We start from the raw sequence: 15,459 nt of genomic DNA, 5'->3' as shown, positions 1-15,459 counted from the left end.
GCGGAGGCAGACGATGAAACTCGACATTGATACCGCGCCGATTCTGGCGGGCTCGCGCTATCCTGCCGGCTTCAATGATCGATGTCAGGAGATGTTTCGGCGCCGGCTGGCGAAAGCCGCCGGCCTGACCCAGGTCGGCATCAATTTGTTGGAGCTGCCACCGGGCGCGTGGTCGAGCCAGCGGCATTGGCACACCCAGGCCGAAGAGTTCGTCTATGTCGTCGACGGCGAGGTCGTGCTGGTGACCGAAGGGCGCGAAGACGTTCTGCGGCGCGGCGATTGCGCGGCCTTCCTGCCCACTGACGCCAATGGTCATCATCTGCAGAACCGATCCCAGACGATCGCACGCGTTCTGGAGATCGGTTCGCCGGTGACCCGGGACGATGAATGCCACTATCCGGACATCGATCTTCACGCCACGGCGTCCGGCCATTTCCATAAGGACGGGACGCCGTATTGACGTGGGTTAGACGTCAGACGCTCCAGCGACGTCGACCACCAAATCCGCCGCCGATCAGGCGCAGGATGAGCAGCAGGACCACTGCGCCGATGAAGGCGTTGATGATCGCGGCGACCAGTCCGACACCAAGATGAACTCCAAGCTGCGGCAGCAGCCAGTTGCCGATGAAGGCGCCGAGGAGGCCGACGATCAGATCGCCGATGAGGCCGAAGCCTCCGCCTTCCATGACGCGGCCCGCAAGCCACCCGGCGACGACGCCGACGAACAGAATAACCAGCAGACTCTCGTTGGACAAATGCATGACCCTCTCCTCCTTGATCCCTGCTGGAACAAGCCCGGCGAGTCCCATTGGTTCCCCTCAGAAGGACACCGTTGCGGCGAATGCGCGTTTCGGCAAACCGGCCAACGCCAGCGGCGACCTGATGTGAAGCTTTAACCCTACCGGCAACAATCCCGCGCAGCGTCGCTGATCCCTGGCATCAGCATTGAGGCTTTCGGCTTAAGTCGAGGCAGCACGTCATTTTTTGCGCGAGACGCTGACCATGGACGTCAATCGCCGCCGCATTCTGGCTGGATCGGCTGCCGGTGCGGCCGGAGCCTTGGCCCTGCCGGTGGATGCGACACAGGCCGCCCCCCTGATCGCCACGCTTGGCCGCGACGCCACGCAGTTGGGCGTCAAGCCGAACAGTCCCGACGACCAGACTCGTGCCTTGCAGCGAGCGATCGACGAGGCCGCACGCGCGCAGGCACCGCTGGCGCTGCCGCCCGGCATCTACCGCAGCTCGATGCTGCGGCTTGCCAAGGGCAGCCAGCTGGTCGGCGTGCGCGGCGCCACCCGGCTGGTGTTCACCGGCGGCGGCCCCTCGCTGCTGTCAGCCGAGGGCGCCGACGGCCTCGGCCTGACCGGCCTGTCGCTCGATGGTGGCGGCATCGCCCTGCCCCAGCGCCGCGGCCTGCTTCACGTCGCGGCAGGCCGTGATGTCAGCATCACGGATTGCGAGATCACTCGCTCCGGCGGCAGCGGCATCTGGCTCGAGCAGGTCTCGGGCGATGTCAGCGGCAATATCCTGACCGACATCGCCGTCACCGCGATCGTGTCGTTCGATGCGCTCGGACTGATCGTCTCGCGCAACACCATCAAAGGCACCCGCGACAACGGCATCGAGATCCTGCGCACCGCCATCGGCGACGACGGCACGATGGTCACAGACAATCGCATCGAGGACATCAAGGCCGGTCCTGGCGGCTCCGGCCAGTACGGAAACGCCATCAACGCCTTCCGCGCCGGCAACGTCATCATCCGCGGCAACCGCATCAGGAATTGCGACTACTCCGCGGTGCGCGGCAACTCGGCCTCGAACATCCAGATCACAGGCAACAGCGTCACCGACGTGCGCGAGGTCGCGCTGTATTCGGAGTTCTCGTTCGAAGGCGCCGTGATATCAGGCAACAACGTGGACGGCGCCGCGTTCGGCGTGTCCGTCTGCAACTTCAACGAAGGCGGCCGTATCGCCGTGGTTCAGGGCAACATCATCCGCAACCTGATCCCGAAGCGCCCGATCGGCACCGCGCCCGACGACGACGCCGGCATCGGCATCTATGTCGAGGCGGACTCGTCGGTGACCGGCAATGTGGTCGAGAATGCCCCGTCCTACGGCATCGTCGCCGGCTGGGGCCGCTATCTCAGGGACGTGGTCATTTCCGGCAATGTGATCCGCAACGCCTTGGCGGGTGTCGGCGTGTCCGTCGTCCCAGGCGCGGGCACGGCCCTCGTCAGCAACAACATGATCTCCGGCACGACGCGCGGCGCCGTGATCGGGCTCGATCACATCAGGCCGGTGACATCAGACCTGACCCAGGACGGCGCGCAGCGCTTTGCGCAGCTGAACGTCAGCGGCAACGCCGTCGTCCGGTGAAAGCCTAATAGGCCACAGCCAGCGCCGGATAGCGGCGCTCGATCGCATCGAGATCGATCATTGGCTCGTCATGGTCAGCGTCGGACGCAATGCCGATGCTCAAGGCCTGCTCCAGCGCCGCCATGTCGATGCGCGGCGACGCGAGGCTCAGTTCCGGCTCGTAGCGATCCTCGCTCACGACGTCATCTTCCAGAACATAGTCCGGTTCGATGACGTCATTCGGCTCAAGATCATCCACCGCGGGCTCCAGTTCGGCCGCGACGACGATCTCGGACTCCGCCAGGATGGTTTCGAGCGAGCGCGGCAGCTCGATCGGCCGGTGCTCGAAAGGCCGATCGTCTGCGGTGTCCCTCGTGATGGGACGGTACGTAATCGGCTCCGGCGCCGCGAGGCGCACGGGTGCCGGCGGGGCGGCCACGACCGCAGGCGGCGCCTGGCTTGGCACGATGCTCACCTGCTCGGTCTCGCCGACGGCCAACGCCTTCCAGGTCTGCACCGCAGCCTTGGCGTGGCGGATATCGTCCAGCAGAGACTGCTCGGTGTAGTAGCGGCGCCAGCGGCCGCTATCGAACAGCTCGGTGAGATGATCAAGGCGCTTTTCGGCAAGCGCGCACCAGCGCGCAGCCAGCTCGCGGCTGCAAGCCACGTCCGGTCGGTGTGTCATAGAAAGCCCGTGAGAAAGGGGTCGGACGCACTCGGCACGAATCAACGCAACGTGACGTGAATATTTTGTGGAAAAGGTTAACAAAGTCTAGCTAACGCCATCTTCTTTGGCGGCCAAACCGTAATCGCCCGGAATCTTTGCCCGCATTTTTTCGGGGTTCCAGCACGTCGCAGCAACGCTGGCGCGATCCACGACAATTTCCAACAACTCAAAGATGCAGCAGCAGCAGCTGACGCGCGCGATCTGATGGAGCTTGGGTGGTCACCGACCACAGTCCTCATCGCCCAAAATGAAGGAGCCGTCCGGGGGGACAACCGGACGGCTCGAGCCATATGGGCGCTTGGGGTGGATGGGCGCTCGCGCCGTATATAGCCTGGGGAGGGGATCACCGCTCCCACATACTTTCTGTCGTGAACGCCCCGGCCCACGTTCAAAACGAGCGCCGGAATTTTGGAACGTTCACGAAAACGTTGATGCCTATTGCTGCGCCGGCCGAAGCGCCTCGGCGGCAGGAGCCGCACCGGTCGTCATCGCCGCGGCCGAGGCCGGGCGCAGCTCGCGCGCGGGCGCCTGATCCTGTCCCGTGTCGCGCGGCGTTCCGCCCGCAGGCGCGGCCGAGACCGCGGGCGCATCCAGCGGCGACACCACCGCCTGCACCGCCGCCAACGCATCCGGCTGCCCTGCCCCGTACAGATCGTCCTGCCCGGGTGAGCCGAGATCGCGCGCGGTCCGGGTCAGCAACGTCCGCACCGTCTCCGGCTTCAGCACCGGGTTGCGCTCCAGCACCAGCGCCGCAAGCCCGCTGACATAGGCCGCGGAGAACGAGGTGCCTGAAATGATCTGATATTTGCCGTCCGGTGCCGGCAGGAAGATATCGGCGCCGGGTGCCGCGAGCGCGATGTAGTTGCCGCGGTTCGACGCCGGCAACAGCTGATCCCTGGGATCGGTCGCACTCACGGCGATGACGTTCGGATTGGCGGCAGGATAAAGCGGCGGCGATTTCGCGCCGGCATTGCCGGCTGCGGCCACCATCACGACGTCCTTGGTGGCGACGGCTGCGATCGCGCGCTCGATCACGGCGTCCTTGGGCCCTGCAAAACTCATGTTGACGATCTGGGCACCGTGCAGCGCCGCGTAGTCCAGCGCCTTGAGGATCACATAGGAGCTGCTCTCCGGGCCGCCGCCCTTCTTGGCGACGCCGAACGCGCGGATGGCGATGACCCGCGCATAGGGCGCACTGCCCATCAGCCGCTTGTGCGACACGATCACGCCGGCGATGCCAGTGCCGTGGACATGCGGCGCGTCGTCGCCGCCGAGCGCATCGAACGTGTCGAACGCGGCATCGGCGAATTCCGGATGCTTGAGATCGACGCCGGAATCGATCACCGCGATGGTGACGTTGGAGCCCTGCGCCAGCCTGTGCGCCTCCGGCAGCCGCAGCTTGGCCAGGGCATATTGCGCCGGATCACCTTCCGCCGGCGCCGCGCTCTGCTGCAGGATATAGCGATAGTTCGGCTGCACCGAACGAACGCTGCGATCGGCGGCAAAGGCGCGGCTGACCGCGTCAAACGAGCGCCGGTCGGTGATGCGGAACAGGCCGATGGTGGCGCCGATCAACGCGAAACTCTGCGAGCTGATGCGCCGCAAACCATGACGGCGCGCCAGCGCGTCGGCCTGGTCGGCGGACAGGCTGCCGTCGATCTCGGCAACCAGCTCATCGGCAATGACGCGCGGATCGGCCGCGGCCGCGGCCGACGGCTCGCGCCGCTGCGCAGCCTTGGCGGACCTGCCCTTGTTCGATCGGACGCCGGTCGCGGTCGCGCTGTCAGACCCGCCATCGGCGGCCGGCTTCAGGCGCAGACATTCACCGGACGCGCTTCGATCGGCCGGACTGCAGGAGGTCTGAAGGTTCGGCGAAAAGCGCGCATTCGGCAGGCTGGGCCGCACGGCCATGCCGGACAGGCCCGGTGCTGGCGCCCGCATCGCTGCGCCCGGATTGATGCTCGGCACCCGGCTCGGGATGTTGATGTTCGGCGAGCGCATCATCGCCTGCGCCGAGGCGCCGACGGTTCCACTCACCACAATGAGGGCCGCGACGGCGCTCAGCATGACGAGAGATCTGGCGGACCGCAACAACGCGCTGAACGACATGGTGCCTCCGAACGACGTCCCGGACGGCTACTGCGCGGCCACCGCCAGGCTGACGATCTTCTCGCGCGCCAGGCGGCCGATCAGGCCATCGGCCTCGGCCTTCGATAGCGGCTGGTTGCCGAGCTGCAGCTTGAACAGCCCGCCCTTGGCGCCTTCGACGACCGACGCCTGGTAGTTGTCGAGCAGCGCCGTGATGTCGGCCATCCGCGCCTCCGGAGCGAACCGCACCAGCGCGTAAACCGGAGCCGGCGAACCAGCCACCTGCGGTCCGAGACCGCGGATCAAGGGGGCAGCGGGCGCCGGCGCTTCGGCCATGCGCGCGCGGTTCAGGCTGTCGGCGACCCGCGGCTCGACGGCGGCCGGAGCCGCAGCGCTCGGCGGCGGCGCGGGTCTGCGCTCAGCGACCGCACCGCTTGCCGCAGCCTTGGGGCTGGGAGCCGCCGGCTCGGTGGCCACCGCCTTGTCCTGCTCCAGCGACGCGGTCTGGTAGGTCGCGGTCTGCGAGCGCAGCAGCACGGCGCCGATGATGCCGGCCTGGGCCAGCACCAGCAGCGCGCCGAGGCTCACCGTCCAGACCAGCGTGCGCGGCGACAGGCTCTCGAAGAACGCCATGATGCGGGAGCCTGCGCCGGGCGACGCCTTGGGCGCCTGCTCCGGCTCGGCCTCGATCGCGGCGAACAGCTTCTGCATCGCGCGCATCGACGGCGCGCCGAGGGTTTCGTTCAGCGCGATGGTCTCGGCATATTCCTTCTGAATCTCGGCATATTGCCGGGCGAGGTCGCCATCCTGCGCCAGCGCGTCCTCGACGCGGCGCATGTCGCGCGCGCTCAGCGTGCCAGCGGCATACCACGGCAACAGCAGTTCGATGTCACCGGGCTCTTGCTCCAGCATCTTCTTGCTCAAAGCCATCATGGCCAGCCTCTTTCAATGCCGGCCGCCTTCAGGAGTTCGGCCAATTTCTTGCGCGCATAGAACAGGCGCGTCTTGACGGTGTTTTCCGGAATTCCGACGATCTCGGCCACCTCCTCCACGGACTTCTCGTGGTAGTAGACGAGATCGACGATCTCCCGGTGGTCAGGCGAAAGCGCGGTCAGGCACTTGCGCAGGGCTTCCCCGGTATTCTTCTTCTGCACCGCCACTTCCGGATCGTCGGACGTGTCCTCGATCGCGTTCGCGGCGTCGTCTTCCAGCTCAACGTCCTTGCGGCGCCGAAGTGCCGAGAGGGCCTTGAAGCGCGTGATCGCCAGGAGCCAGGTGGAGACGGCAGAGCGGCCCTCGAACTTGCCGGCCTGACGCCACACGTCGAGAAAGACCTCGCTGATGAGATCTTCCGCGACCTGCTCGTCCCGCACGAGCCGGAGCCCGAAACGGTACACCCTGACATGGTGCCGCCCATACAGCACCTGCATGGCGAGCCGGTCGCCTTGAGCGATCCGGGCGATCAGGGTTTCGTCTGACGCCGCTGCTGTCACGCTCAATGGCCGTCTCGCAAAGTTGGTCTGGAGGAATGAGCTCGGGGTTCGAATACAACCGCAAAATTCTTCAAAATACCGGAAAGATACGTCCCCGACTGTGAGATGGCGCACAGATGTGCGAATTGTGCTGCAGCGCCCGGGCCGATCGCGCCTAGCGGGTTCCCGCCTGCCATTTTACGCCGCACCCTCGCCAATTGCGCCCCGAAAGCCGTAGATTCCCTGCCGCGACGCCGCGCGACGCAGGTCGTCGTCCCAGTTCCCTAGATACCAAAGTTAAAGGCTTTCCCACGTAGATTTTCAGTTGAACGACGAAGAATTGCGAGCAAATGGATACGACCGTACCGCCTTATCCCAGTCCCAACGCTGCCGAGGCGGACGGCTCGCGCTCGCCCCCCGCGGGGGAGCTGCGGGAGCGGCGTGCGGGCCGGCGCCGGCAGATCCTGGCGATGATCGCCGCCTGCTACCTGATCGACGCCATCATCCTGTTCATCTACGCCCAGGCCGGCACCGTGCCGTCGACGATCGCGCCGTCCTACGCGGCGATCGGCGTTCTCACCGTCGCGCTGTGGACGATGCTGTCGGAGAGCGGGTTCAACGATCGCTTCCAGGACCATTATCTGGTCGTGCCGCAGTCGATCAGCAGCATGATGCTGACGGTCGCGTTCTGCTACATCGCGCCGGAAGTCAGCATCGTCTTCCTGTGCACGCTGTATCTGGTCGTCGGCTTCAGCTCGCTGCGCGCCACCCCGCGCCAGACCGCGATCTGCTGGACCTTCCTGGCGCTCGGGCTCGCCGGCCTGTTCCTGCTGACCGACAAGCCGCTCGGCATGCCCAGCGGCAACGGCCTGGAGCGGCTCGCGACGCTGTTGGTGTTCCTGCTGACCATCGCCGGCTGCATGTTCCTCGGCATCTTCTCCTCAGGCCTGCGCGAGACGCTGTATCAGCGCGGCCTGAAGCTGAAGGAAGCCTATCGCCGCATCGAGGAGTTGGCCGAGCTCGACGAACTGACCGGCGCGCTGAACCGGCGCTCCATCATGCATGTGCTGGACAAGGCGATGGCGCGGTCGCGCCAGGCCGGCAAGCCCTGCTCGATCGTGCTGATCGATCTCGACTGGTTCAAGCGCATCAACGATAGCCATGGCCATCCGACCGGCGACGAGGTGCTGCGCACCTTCGCCATCACGATGTTCGCCAACATCCGCTCGAGCGACCATTTCGGCCGTTATGGCGGCGAAGAGTTCCTGCTGGTCCTGCCGGGTGCGCCGGCGGAGCCGGCGATCCGGCTCACCGAGCGGCTGCGCCAGATCATTGCCGACCTCGACTGGAGCGCGTTCTCGACCGGCCTGCAGGTCACGTTCTCGGCCGGCGTGGCGACGCAGCGCGGCGAGGAGAGCGCCGACTCGTTGCTGGCCCGCGCCGATCATGCGCTCTACGAATCGAAGGCGCGCGGACGCAATCGCGTCACCGGCACCTGAGCGATTGCCGCATGAGACCCAAGCCTGCGCCCAACGAGAGCCTGCTGGACGAGCTCGAGGACACGCTCGCCCACGGCACCGTGGCGCGCCGGGTCGAGACCCTGCGCAAGGTGACGGACCTGTTCGTCGACGGCGCGGCGGATTTCGCCGACGACCAGGTCGCGCTGTTCGACGACGTGTTCGAATGCCTGATCGACCACATCGAGACGTCAGCCAGGATGCTGCTCGCGAACCGGCTGGCGCCGCTCGACCGCGCACCGCCGCGCACCCTGCGCCGGCTGGCCGATGACGACGCCATCGAGGTCGCCGGACCCGTGCTGTCGAAATCCGAGCGGCTCGACGACGCCGCCCTGATCCGCACCGCCGAGACCAAGAGCCAGGCCCATCTGCTCGCGATCTCGATCCGCCGCGTGCTGAGCCGGGCGGTCACCGACATCCTGCTCCGGCGCGGCAATGACGCGGTGGTCCAGAGCACGGTGAGCAATCCCGGCGCCGACCTGTCCGAGCGCAGCTTCGACACGCTGGTCGACCGCGCCGCGCTCGATGAAAACCTCGCCGCCTGCCTCGCCATGCGGCCCAATCTGCCCCGCCACCTCTATCTGAAGCTGGTGTCCAAGGCCTCCGCCACGGTGCGCGCGCGGCTGGACGCGGACAATCCCAAGCTCGCCCACGAGGTCTCCTCGGCGGTGCGGACGGCGAGCCGGCGCGCGCGGTCGAGCACCGTGGCGCTGACCAGCCAGACCGAGATCGCGCACGCGCTGGTGCGCTCGCTGCATGCCGACGGCCGGCTCGACGAGCAGCTCGTCGCGCAGTTCACCGAGCAGCGCAAATTCGACGAGGCCAATGCGGCGGTCGCGGCCATGGCCAACGTGCCGGTCGCGGTCGCCGAGAGCATCATGATCGAAAGCCGCGCCGAGGGCGTCATGATCCTCGCCAAGGTCGCCAGCCTGTCCTGGCCGGTGGTCGAATCGATCATCCTGATGCGCGATGAGCTGGCCGGCGCAGCCGCGACCGACCTCGGCGCCTGCAGGGCGACCTATGAGCGGCTGCGGCGCTCCACGGCGCAGCAGGTGCTGCGCTTCCACCGCGTGCAGGACACCGCGGCGCCCGCACAGGCCTGACCGATCCGCCGCAATCTCAGTAGCGCAGCACCCGTGGCCCGATCGCAGCCCCGAGGCCGGCCACGATCAGCGCGGCAGTGCTGTACCAGGTGGCGACGAACAGCGGCGAATCATCGTTGCAATGCGCGGCATAGAGCGTGGCCGCAATGCCCGCCGACACCAGCCCCGCAATGGCGCCCGCGACCGCCGGGCGCGACGGCGCACCATGACGCAGGCCGAACAGCGCCGCCGCCAGCAGCGGCAGCGACAGCACCGGGATCGCGCTCACGCACAGCATCGAATTGTGCCCGACCATCCGCGCCATCATCGGCGCCCGCTGCGGCAGCATCATCTCCGCCGCGATGCCGCCGATCAGGACGACGATCGGCGCGATCAGCAGCCAGCTCCAGCCCTGCAGCGAGGCTTCGGGCCGCGCCAGATGCAGGCTGATGACCAGCGCGGGGATCGCCAGCGCCGTGGTGACGACGAATTTCAGGTCGAAGAACGGATTGCGCACCGCAAGCCAGATGTCCGGCCGGATGCCGAGGCCGATCAGCAGCATCGCGGTCGACACCGGCGTCGCCGCCATCAGCGCCAGCGCCATGATGATGCCGACCGGCTGCACACGTTGCGCATTGTCGGCGGCGAGGGTGCGGATGAGCTGATCGGTGTCCATGATCAATTATCCCGTAGCTTGGCCGTGAGGCTCGCGAGCGCCCGGTGCAGCGCCACCCGCACCGCGCCCTCGCTCATCGAAAACTTCTGCGCCGTCTGCTTGATCGAAGCCGCCTCCACCGCGATCGCCTGCAGCACGTCGCGCTGGCGCTGCGGCAAGGTCTTCAGCTGCGCCTCCACTTCGCTGGCCGGGACGCTCGGCGCCGGCGGCTCGTCGGCCAGCGTCTCGGCGAAATCGTCGATGTCGACGAACACCCGCCTTCCGCGCCGGCGCAGCATGTCGATCAGCTTGTTGCGCGCGATCGCGAACAGCCAGGGCGCGAACGGCGCGTTGACGTCCCAGGTGTGCCGCTTGAGGTGAACCGCCAATAGAATTTCCTGCACGATATCCTCGGCCTGATCCGGCGGCTGACCCGCGCGCGCGAGTCCCCGCCGTGATGCTGCGCGCAGCACGGGCGTGATCGCCTTCAACAGACGATGATAGACCTCGTCGTCCCCGGCGACGGCCTGGCGCATCCAGCCCGTCCACTCGTCGTCACGCTCGCGCACCTACGCTCCCACCCCCACTGGTTCGCCGGGCCCCTGGGATTGTTACATTCCCAGGGCATTATCACAAATTCGTGATCACTTGCGTGGCCTCGGAACTAACCGAGTTGCGCCACACGGAGAGCACGCCCGCAAGCAAATCTGGGAACCGCTCATAGCACCGAATCGGCGGTTGCAGGATCGGACTTGTGAGCTGTGCCGCCAAGGCCGCCGACCGGTTCGGCGTCGCCTCCCTTTTGCCGTGAGCGGCAGGAAGATACCCATTTTCTGCCCCGTTCTCGACATCTGTCGGGGTCCAACTCCGTCCTGGGCTGGCAGGATGGGGAGAAGGCCGAACATGACGATCCAAGCCAGTGGACGTTCAGCACTGATCATCGCCGCCGCGTGCGTCCTGAGCCTTGCAGGCACTGGATTGGCATCCGCGGCCGAATCGCAGACCTACAGTCCGTTCCTGCCGGTCGGATCCGAGAGCGCGCCTGCAGCCAAACAGGACGTGTTTCCGGCGCCAATGGCGGCCGAGGCGCAGGCGGCACCAGCGTCTCAAACGACCGAGGGCGAATCGGCCCAGACCGAGTCCGCCACCGTGAACCTCGTCACCGTCAGCAATGACGACAGCTCCGGCTGGGACAAGGCCTCGATCATCGGCAAGATCTTCATCGCCTGCGGCACGCTGCTCACGCTGGGCTCGGCCGCGCGGATGTTCATGATCTGATGCACGGCCGTCCCACCCCTACTTGATGCGCAACCGTTCAGCGGGCAGATTGCCCGCTGTTTGATTTTGCGGGGTTGGGATCATGAGCGTCTACGAGCACATCATCGTCGAGGGCAAAGGCGCGGTCGGCGTCATCACCTTGAACCGGCCGAAGATGCTCAACGCGCTGTCGTTCGGCGTCTTCCGCGAGATCGCCGCCGCCGTCGACGATCTCGAGGCCGACGACGCCATCGGCTGCATCGTGATCACAGGCAGCGAGAAGGCCTTTGCGGCCGGCGCCGACATCAAGGAGATGCAGCCGAAGAGCTTCATCGACATGTTCTCCAGCGACTTCACCGCGATCGGCGGCGACCGTGTCGCGCGCTGCCGCAAGCCGACCATCGCCGCCGTATCCGGCTATGCACTGGGCGGCGGCTGCGAGCTCGCGATGATGTGCGATTTCATCATCTGCTCCGACACCGCCAAGTTCGGCCAGCCCGAGATCACGCTCGGCACCATTCCCGGCATCGGCGGCACGCAGCGCCTGACGCGCGCGATCGGCAAGGCCAAGGCGATGGATCTCTGCCTCACCGGCCGCATGATGGACGCCGCGGAAGCCGAGCGCGCCGGCCTCGTCAGCCGCATCGTGCCGGCCGACAAGCTGATGGACGAGGTGATGGCCGCCGCCGAGAAGATCGCATCGATGTCGCGCCCGGCGGCCGCGATGGCCAAGGAGGCCGTCAACCGCGCCTTCGAGACCCCGCTGTCCGAGGGCATGAACGTCGAGCGCAACCTCTTCCACGCGACGTTCGCCCTCGAAGACCGCGCCGAAGGCATGGCCGCCTTCATCGAGAAGCGCAAGCCGGTGAACAAGAACCGCTGATCAGCGGCTCAGAGAGTCTGAGTTCATATTCTAGAAAGTGAGTTCGAGCCGCCTCCACACGAACGGTGCGCTCCCTCTCCCCGTTCTTACGGGGCCGCGACGAGCTTCGCTCGCGCTGAGAGGGCTGGGGTGAGGGGCAGCCGCACGGGAAGTGCGAGTGGAGTGACAGCCGCGCGAGGAGCGGGCTGAGTGAGACCTGTACCCCCTCACCCGGATTGCATCTTCGACGCAATCCGACCTCTCAGCGCGAGCGAAGCTCGTCGCGGCCCCGCAAGCGGGGCGAGGTGCACCGCGCAAGCCGTTGATAGCTCGCACATCACCGAGATGATTCGCGGCCCACGCAGGCGGTGACGCCTTGTCCGCCGACTCACCCACCCGCCTACCGCGCGGCCATGTCACAGCGCTGCGACCATTGGCCTGTGGCGCGACCGCCACAACAAACCATGGAAAAGCCTGCCGAATTCCACATCCGCGGTTTGTGTGTGGCTGCCCTCCGGCTTAAACAGGTAAACAACCGGTTAAGACAGTGGGACGCGGCGGAGTCGGATGGTGAGTCGAGCCAAAGAATTTGGCGTCGGCAAGGGACGTGCATGGCGGGCTGGCCTTGGCTTGGCCGTCGCCGCCGGCCTTGTCGCCGTATGCTCGCCGGTCCGTGCCGAGGATCTCGCGGCTGCGCTGACAAAGGCCTATCAGACCAACCCCGCCCTCAACGCCGAGCGCGCGCGCCAGCGCGCCACCGACGAGAATGTGCCGCAGGCGCTCGCCGGCTATCGTCCGCAGCTGATCGCGAGCCTCGGCGCCGGCCTGCAGGCGGTGCGCAATCTGCTCCCCGGCAACACCATCCAGACCGCGACCCTGAAGCCCTGGACCATCGGCGTGACGGTCACGCAGACGCTGTTCAACGGCTTTCGTACCGCCAACGGCGTGCGCATGGCCGAGCTGCAGGTGCAGTCCGGCCGCGAGGCGCTGCGCAATGTCGGCCAGGGCATCCTGCTCGACGCCGTCACCGCCTACACCAACGTGCTCGCCAACCAGTCGCTGGTCGAGGCGCAGCGCTCCAACGTCGCCTTCCTGCGCGAGACGCTGTCCGTCACGCAGCGCCGCCTCAACGCCGGCGACGTCACCCCGACCGATTCGGCGCAGGCGGAAGCACGGCTGTCACGCGGTCTCTCCGATCTCAACGCCGCCGAGGTCAATCTCGCCATCAGCCAGGCGACCTATGCGCAGGTCATCGGCATGACGCCGGGCCAACTCCGCGCCGCCGATCCGATCGACCGCCTGCTGCCGCGCTCGCGCGAGGACGCCATCGCGCTCGCCAACAAGGAGAACCCGGCCGTCGCCGCCGCGAGCTTCGACGTCGACGCCGCCTCGACCTCGATTCACATCGCCGAGGGCGCATTGCTGCCGAGCGTGACCTTGCAGGGCAATGTCAGCCGCAGCCGCGATTCGGACCAGACGCTCGGCACCTTCGGCACCGACCAGGCTTCGATCGTCGGCAGCGTCACCGCGCCGATCTATGACGGCGGCACGGCGGCGTCGCAGACCCGCCAGTCCAAGGAGCTCGCGGCGCAGAGCCGCCTCGTGCTCGATCAGATTCGCAACCAGACGCGCACCGCCGTCATCAGCGCCTGGGTCGCCAATGAAGGCGCCAAGGTCGCGGTGAGCGCCTCCGAGGCCGAGGTGAAGGCCGCTACCGTCGCGCTGCAGGGCGTCTCGCGCGAGGCGCAGGGCGGCCAGCGCACCACGGTCGACGTGCTGAACTCGCAGTCAGACCTGATCCAGGCCAAGGCGCGGCTGATCGGCGCCCAGCGCGACCGCGTCATTGCCTCCTACACGCTGCTCAGCGCGGTCGGCCGGCTCGACGTCAAGAACCTCAATCTGAACACGCCGGACTATCTGCCCGAGGTCCACTACCACCAGGTCCGCGACGCCTGGCACGGCCTGCGCACGCCTGCGGGGCAGTAGCGATCGTCACCATGGGCGATTGTGGGGCGCGCCGCGCAGATGACGATCTTGTTGTCGTTTGCAGTGAGATGAAAGGCAGCCCCTCGCCCTCCGCTGTCGTCCCGGGCAAGCCGGAACGGCGCGCCAGCGCCGTGCAGGCGCCGACCCGGGACCCATACTCCTAGGACGATGTGGTGACACGAGATCGGAGCCACGCGTCTGCCACCACAAGGCCTCCTGTGGTTATGGATCCCGCGTTCGCGGGGATGACACCGAGTTTTTTGCGGCGCTGTTCGCTCTTGCCCCCTGCTCCGCGCCGGTTCACGCTGATCCCTGGACAACAGGCGCGTCACGCTCAACGCACGCGCCGACATCCGGGGAGGATCACCATGCTCAACCGCCGCAGCCTGCTGCTGGCCTCGCTCGCCGCCGGAGTGACGATGACCACGACAGCCCGCGCCAAGCCGTCGCAGCCCGCCACGCCCGTCGACTTCGACGTGCCGGCCGACGCCTGCGACTGCCACACCCACATCCACGGTGATCCGGAGAAATTCCCGTTCGCCGCGAGCCGCGTCTACACGCCGGAGCCGGCCTCGCCGGAAGAGATGGCCGCGCTGCACAAGGCGCTGCACATCAAGCGCGTCGTGATCGTGACGCCGAGCATCTATGGCACCGACAATGCATCGACCCTGTTCGGCATGAAGGCGCGCGGCAATGACGCGCGCGGCGTCGCCGTCATCGACGACAAGACCACCGAGGCGCAGCTGGACGCCATGAACGCCGAGGGTTTTCGCGGCATCCGTCTCAATCTCGCGACCGGCGGCGTCAATGATCCCAAGGTCGGTCGCGCCCGCTTCCAGGCCGCCGTCGACCGCATGAAGGCGCGTGGCTGGCACGTCCAGCTCTACACCACGCCGGCCATGATCGCGGCGATCAAGGACCTCGTGATGCAGTCGCCCGTCACGGCCGTATTCGATCATTTCGGCGGCGCACAGGCTGAGCTCGGCCTCGAGCAGCCGGGCTTTGCCGACCTCGTCGAGCTCGTGCGCAGCGGCAAGGCCTATGTGAAGATCTCCGGGGCCTACCGCTCCTCGACGCGTGGTCCCGACTACGCCGACGTGATCCCGTTTGCGAAGGCGCTGATCGACGCCAACCCCGACCGCATCGTCTGGGGCACCGACTGGCCGCACCCGGATTCGTCACCGCATCCCGAGCTCAAGGTCAGCGACGTCCGGCCGTTCTACGCGATCGACGACGGCCGCCTGATGAACCAGCTGCCGGTGTGGGCGCCAGACGCCGCGATCCGCAAGAAGATCCTGGTCGACAATCCGGCGCGGCTGTACGGGTTTTGAAAATCCGTAGGGCGGGTTAGCGCAGCGTAACCCGCCACACTCTCGCCGCGCGGCACCCGCTGGCGGATTACGCTGCGCTAATCCGCCCTACGCTCTGAAAATCCGTGGCCCGCATGAGCGCAGCGAC

The 15,459-nt window shown here is 67.0% G+C and carries 15 protein-coding genes; 8 read left to right on the top strand and 7 right to left on the bottom strand.

The genetic code is table 11. The features are described from left to right. Nucleotides 1-13: 13 nt before the first annotated feature. Nucleotides 14-460 carry a cupin domain-containing protein gene (locus tag QQL87_RS19250; protein ID WP_284418887.1) on the top strand — a complete coding sequence of 149 codons (447 nt, stop codon included), beginning with the start codon at nucleotides 14-16 and terminating at the stop codon, nucleotides 458-460. A 13-nt stretch (nucleotides 461-473) separates the two neighbouring features. On the opposite strand, the gene QQL87_RS19245 is transcribed toward QQL87_RS19250, so the two are convergent. Continuing rightward, complete coding sequence (locus QQL87_RS19245) at nucleotides 474-761, bottom strand: GlsB/YeaQ/YmgE family stress response membrane protein (RefSeq protein ID WP_284419038.1); 288 nt, start codon at nucleotides 759-761, stop codon at nucleotides 474-476. A gap of 241 nt (nucleotides 762-1,002) precedes the next feature. Here QQL87_RS19245 and QQL87_RS19240 point away from each other — a divergent pair, with 241 nt between their 5' ends. Next, complete coding sequence (locus QQL87_RS19240; RefSeq protein WP_284418886.1) at nucleotides 1,003-2,376, top strand: TIGR03808 family TAT-translocated repetitive protein; 1,374 nt, start codon at nucleotides 1,003-1,005, stop codon at nucleotides 2,374-2,376. A 4-nt stretch (nucleotides 2,377-2,380) separates the two neighbouring features. Here the strand turns inward: QQL87_RS19240 and QQL87_RS19235 are convergent, their stop codons facing one another. From QQL87_RS19235 to QQL87_RS19220, 4 genes are all read right to left on the bottom strand, one after another. Continuing rightward, complete coding sequence (locus QQL87_RS19235) at nucleotides 2,381-3,085, bottom strand: TIGR03809 family protein (protein ID WP_502871193.1); 705 nt, start codon at nucleotides 3,083-3,085, stop codon at nucleotides 2,381-2,383. Between the two features lie 432 nt (nucleotides 3,086-3,517). Then, entirely contained in the window at nucleotides 3,518-5,149 is a 1,632-nt protein-coding gene (locus tag QQL87_RS19230) for a S8 family serine peptidase (RefSeq protein ID WP_284418885.1), read from the bottom strand. A 69-nt stretch (nucleotides 5,150-5,218) separates the two neighbouring features. After that, complete coding sequence (locus tag QQL87_RS19225) at nucleotides 5,219-6,103, bottom strand: hypothetical protein (RefSeq protein WP_284418884.1); 885 nt, start codon at nucleotides 6,101-6,103, stop codon at nucleotides 5,219-5,221. Then, nucleotides 6,100-6,669 (bottom strand): sigma-70 family RNA polymerase sigma factor, encoded by a 570-nt coding sequence (locus QQL87_RS19220; RefSeq protein WP_009027432.1) that lies wholly within the window; start codon nucleotides 6,667-6,669, stop codon nucleotides 6,100-6,102. Before QQL87_RS19220 ends, QQL87_RS19225 begins: the two co-directional genes overlap by 4 nt. A 323-nt stretch (nucleotides 6,670-6,992) precedes the next feature. Here QQL87_RS19220 and QQL87_RS19215 point away from each other — a divergent pair, with 323 nt between their 5' ends. Beyond that, entirely contained in the window at nucleotides 6,993-8,141 is a 1,149-nt protein-coding gene (locus tag QQL87_RS19215) for a sensor domain-containing diguanylate cyclase (RefSeq protein ID WP_284418883.1), read from the top strand. A gap of 11 nt (nucleotides 8,142-8,152) precedes the next feature. Further along, nucleotides 8,153-9,262: a DUF2336 domain-containing protein gene (locus tag QQL87_RS19210; RefSeq protein WP_284418882.1), complete on the top strand. Its 1,110-nt coding sequence runs from the start codon at nucleotides 8,153-8,155 to the stop codon at nucleotides 9,260-9,262. 16 nt (nucleotides 9,263-9,278) lie between these two features. Here QQL87_RS19210 and QQL87_RS19205 read toward each other — a convergent pair whose 3' ends face one another. Beyond that, nucleotides 9,279-9,917 (bottom strand): NrsF family protein, encoded by a 639-nt coding sequence (locus QQL87_RS19205; RefSeq protein WP_284418881.1) that lies wholly within the window; start codon nucleotides 9,915-9,917, stop codon nucleotides 9,279-9,281. A gap of 2 nt (nucleotides 9,918-9,919) precedes the next feature. Beyond that, entirely contained in the window at nucleotides 9,920-10,465 is a 546-nt protein-coding gene (locus tag QQL87_RS19200; protein WP_284418880.1) for a sigma-70 family RNA polymerase sigma factor, read from the bottom strand. A 334-nt stretch (nucleotides 10,466-10,799) separates the two neighbouring features. Here QQL87_RS19200 and QQL87_RS19195 point away from each other — a divergent pair, with 334 nt between their 5' ends. The 4 genes from QQL87_RS19195 to QQL87_RS19180 all read left to right on the top strand — a co-directional run bounded on the left by QQL87_RS19195 (nucleotide 10,800) and on the right by QQL87_RS19180 (nucleotide 15,332). Beyond that, entirely contained in the window at nucleotides 10,800-11,174 is a 375-nt protein-coding gene (locus tag QQL87_RS19195) for a hypothetical protein (RefSeq protein WP_284418879.1), read from the top strand. 82 nt (nucleotides 11,175-11,256) lie between these two features. Further along, nucleotides 11,257-12,036 (top strand): enoyl-CoA hydratase, encoded by a 780-nt coding sequence (locus QQL87_RS19190; protein ID WP_284418878.1) that lies wholly within the window; start codon nucleotides 11,257-11,259, stop codon nucleotides 12,034-12,036. Nucleotides 12,037-12,582: 546 nt separating this feature from the next. After that, nucleotides 12,583-14,001, top strand: coding sequence for a TolC family outer membrane protein (locus QQL87_RS19185; RefSeq protein ID WP_284418877.1), 1,419 nt, complete (start codon nucleotides 12,583-12,585; stop codon nucleotides 13,999-14,001). A 368-nt stretch (nucleotides 14,002-14,369) separates the two neighbouring features. After that, on the top strand, nucleotides 14,370-15,332 hold the full coding sequence (locus QQL87_RS19180; protein WP_284418876.1) for an amidohydrolase family protein: 963 nt from the start codon (nucleotides 14,370-14,372) through the stop codon (nucleotides 15,330-15,332). Nucleotides 15,333-15,459 lie beyond the last annotated feature (127 nt).

This window comes from Bradyrhizobium sp. SSBR45G, from assembly GCF_030159255.1.
In the GTDB taxonomy this organism is placed as follows: domain Bacteria; phylum Pseudomonadota; class Alphaproteobacteria; order Rhizobiales; family Xanthobacteraceae; genus Bradyrhizobium.
Note: the sequence above shows the minus strand (reverse complement) of the source record. Positions and strands in the feature narration are given on the sequence as shown.

Bases quoted from the DNA above. Each gene is read 5' to 3' on its own strand.
- QQL87_RS19195 (WP_284418879.1), top strand. From the start codon at position 10,800: ATGACGATCCAAGCCAGTGGACGTTCAGCACTGATCATCGCCGCCGCG.
- QQL87_RS19250 (WP_284418887.1), top strand. From the start codon at position 14: ATGAAACTCGACATTGATACCGCGCCGATTCTGGCGGGCTCGCGCTAT.
- QQL87_RS19230 (WP_284418885.1), bottom strand. From the start codon at position 5,149: ATGCTGAGCGCCGTCGCGGCCCTCATTGTGGTGAGTGGAACCGTCGGC.
- QQL87_RS19225 (WP_284418884.1), bottom strand. From the start codon at position 6,103: ATGATGGCTTTGAGCAAGAAGATGCTGGAGCAAGAGCCCGGTGACATC.
- QQL87_RS19180 (WP_284418876.1), top strand. From the start codon at position 14,370: ATGCTCAACCGCCGCAGCCTGCTGCTGGCCTCGCTCGCCGCCGGAGTG.
- QQL87_RS19185 (WP_284418877.1), top strand. From the start codon at position 12,583: ATGGTGAGTCGAGCCAAAGAATTTGGCGTCGGCAAGGGACGTGCATGG.
- QQL87_RS19205 (WP_284418881.1), bottom strand. From the start codon at position 9,917: ATGGACACCGATCAGCTCATCCGCACCCTCGCCGCCGACAATGCGCAA.
- QQL87_RS19210 (WP_284418882.1), top strand. From the start codon at position 8,153: ATGAGACCCAAGCCTGCGCCCAACGAGAGCCTGCTGGACGAGCTCGAG.
- QQL87_RS19190 (WP_284418878.1), top strand. From the start codon at position 11,257: ATGAGCGTCTACGAGCACATCATCGTCGAGGGCAAAGGCGCGGTCGGC.
- QQL87_RS19240 (WP_284418886.1), top strand. From the start codon at position 1,003: ATGGACGTCAATCGCCGCCGCATTCTGGCTGGATCGGCTGCCGGTGCG.
- QQL87_RS19215 (WP_284418883.1), top strand. From the start codon at position 6,993: ATGGATACGACCGTACCGCCTTATCCCAGTCCCAACGCTGCCGAGGCG.
- QQL87_RS19245 (WP_284419038.1), bottom strand. From the start codon at position 761: ATGCATTTGTCCAACGAGAGTCTGCTGGTTATTCTGTTCGTCGGCGTC.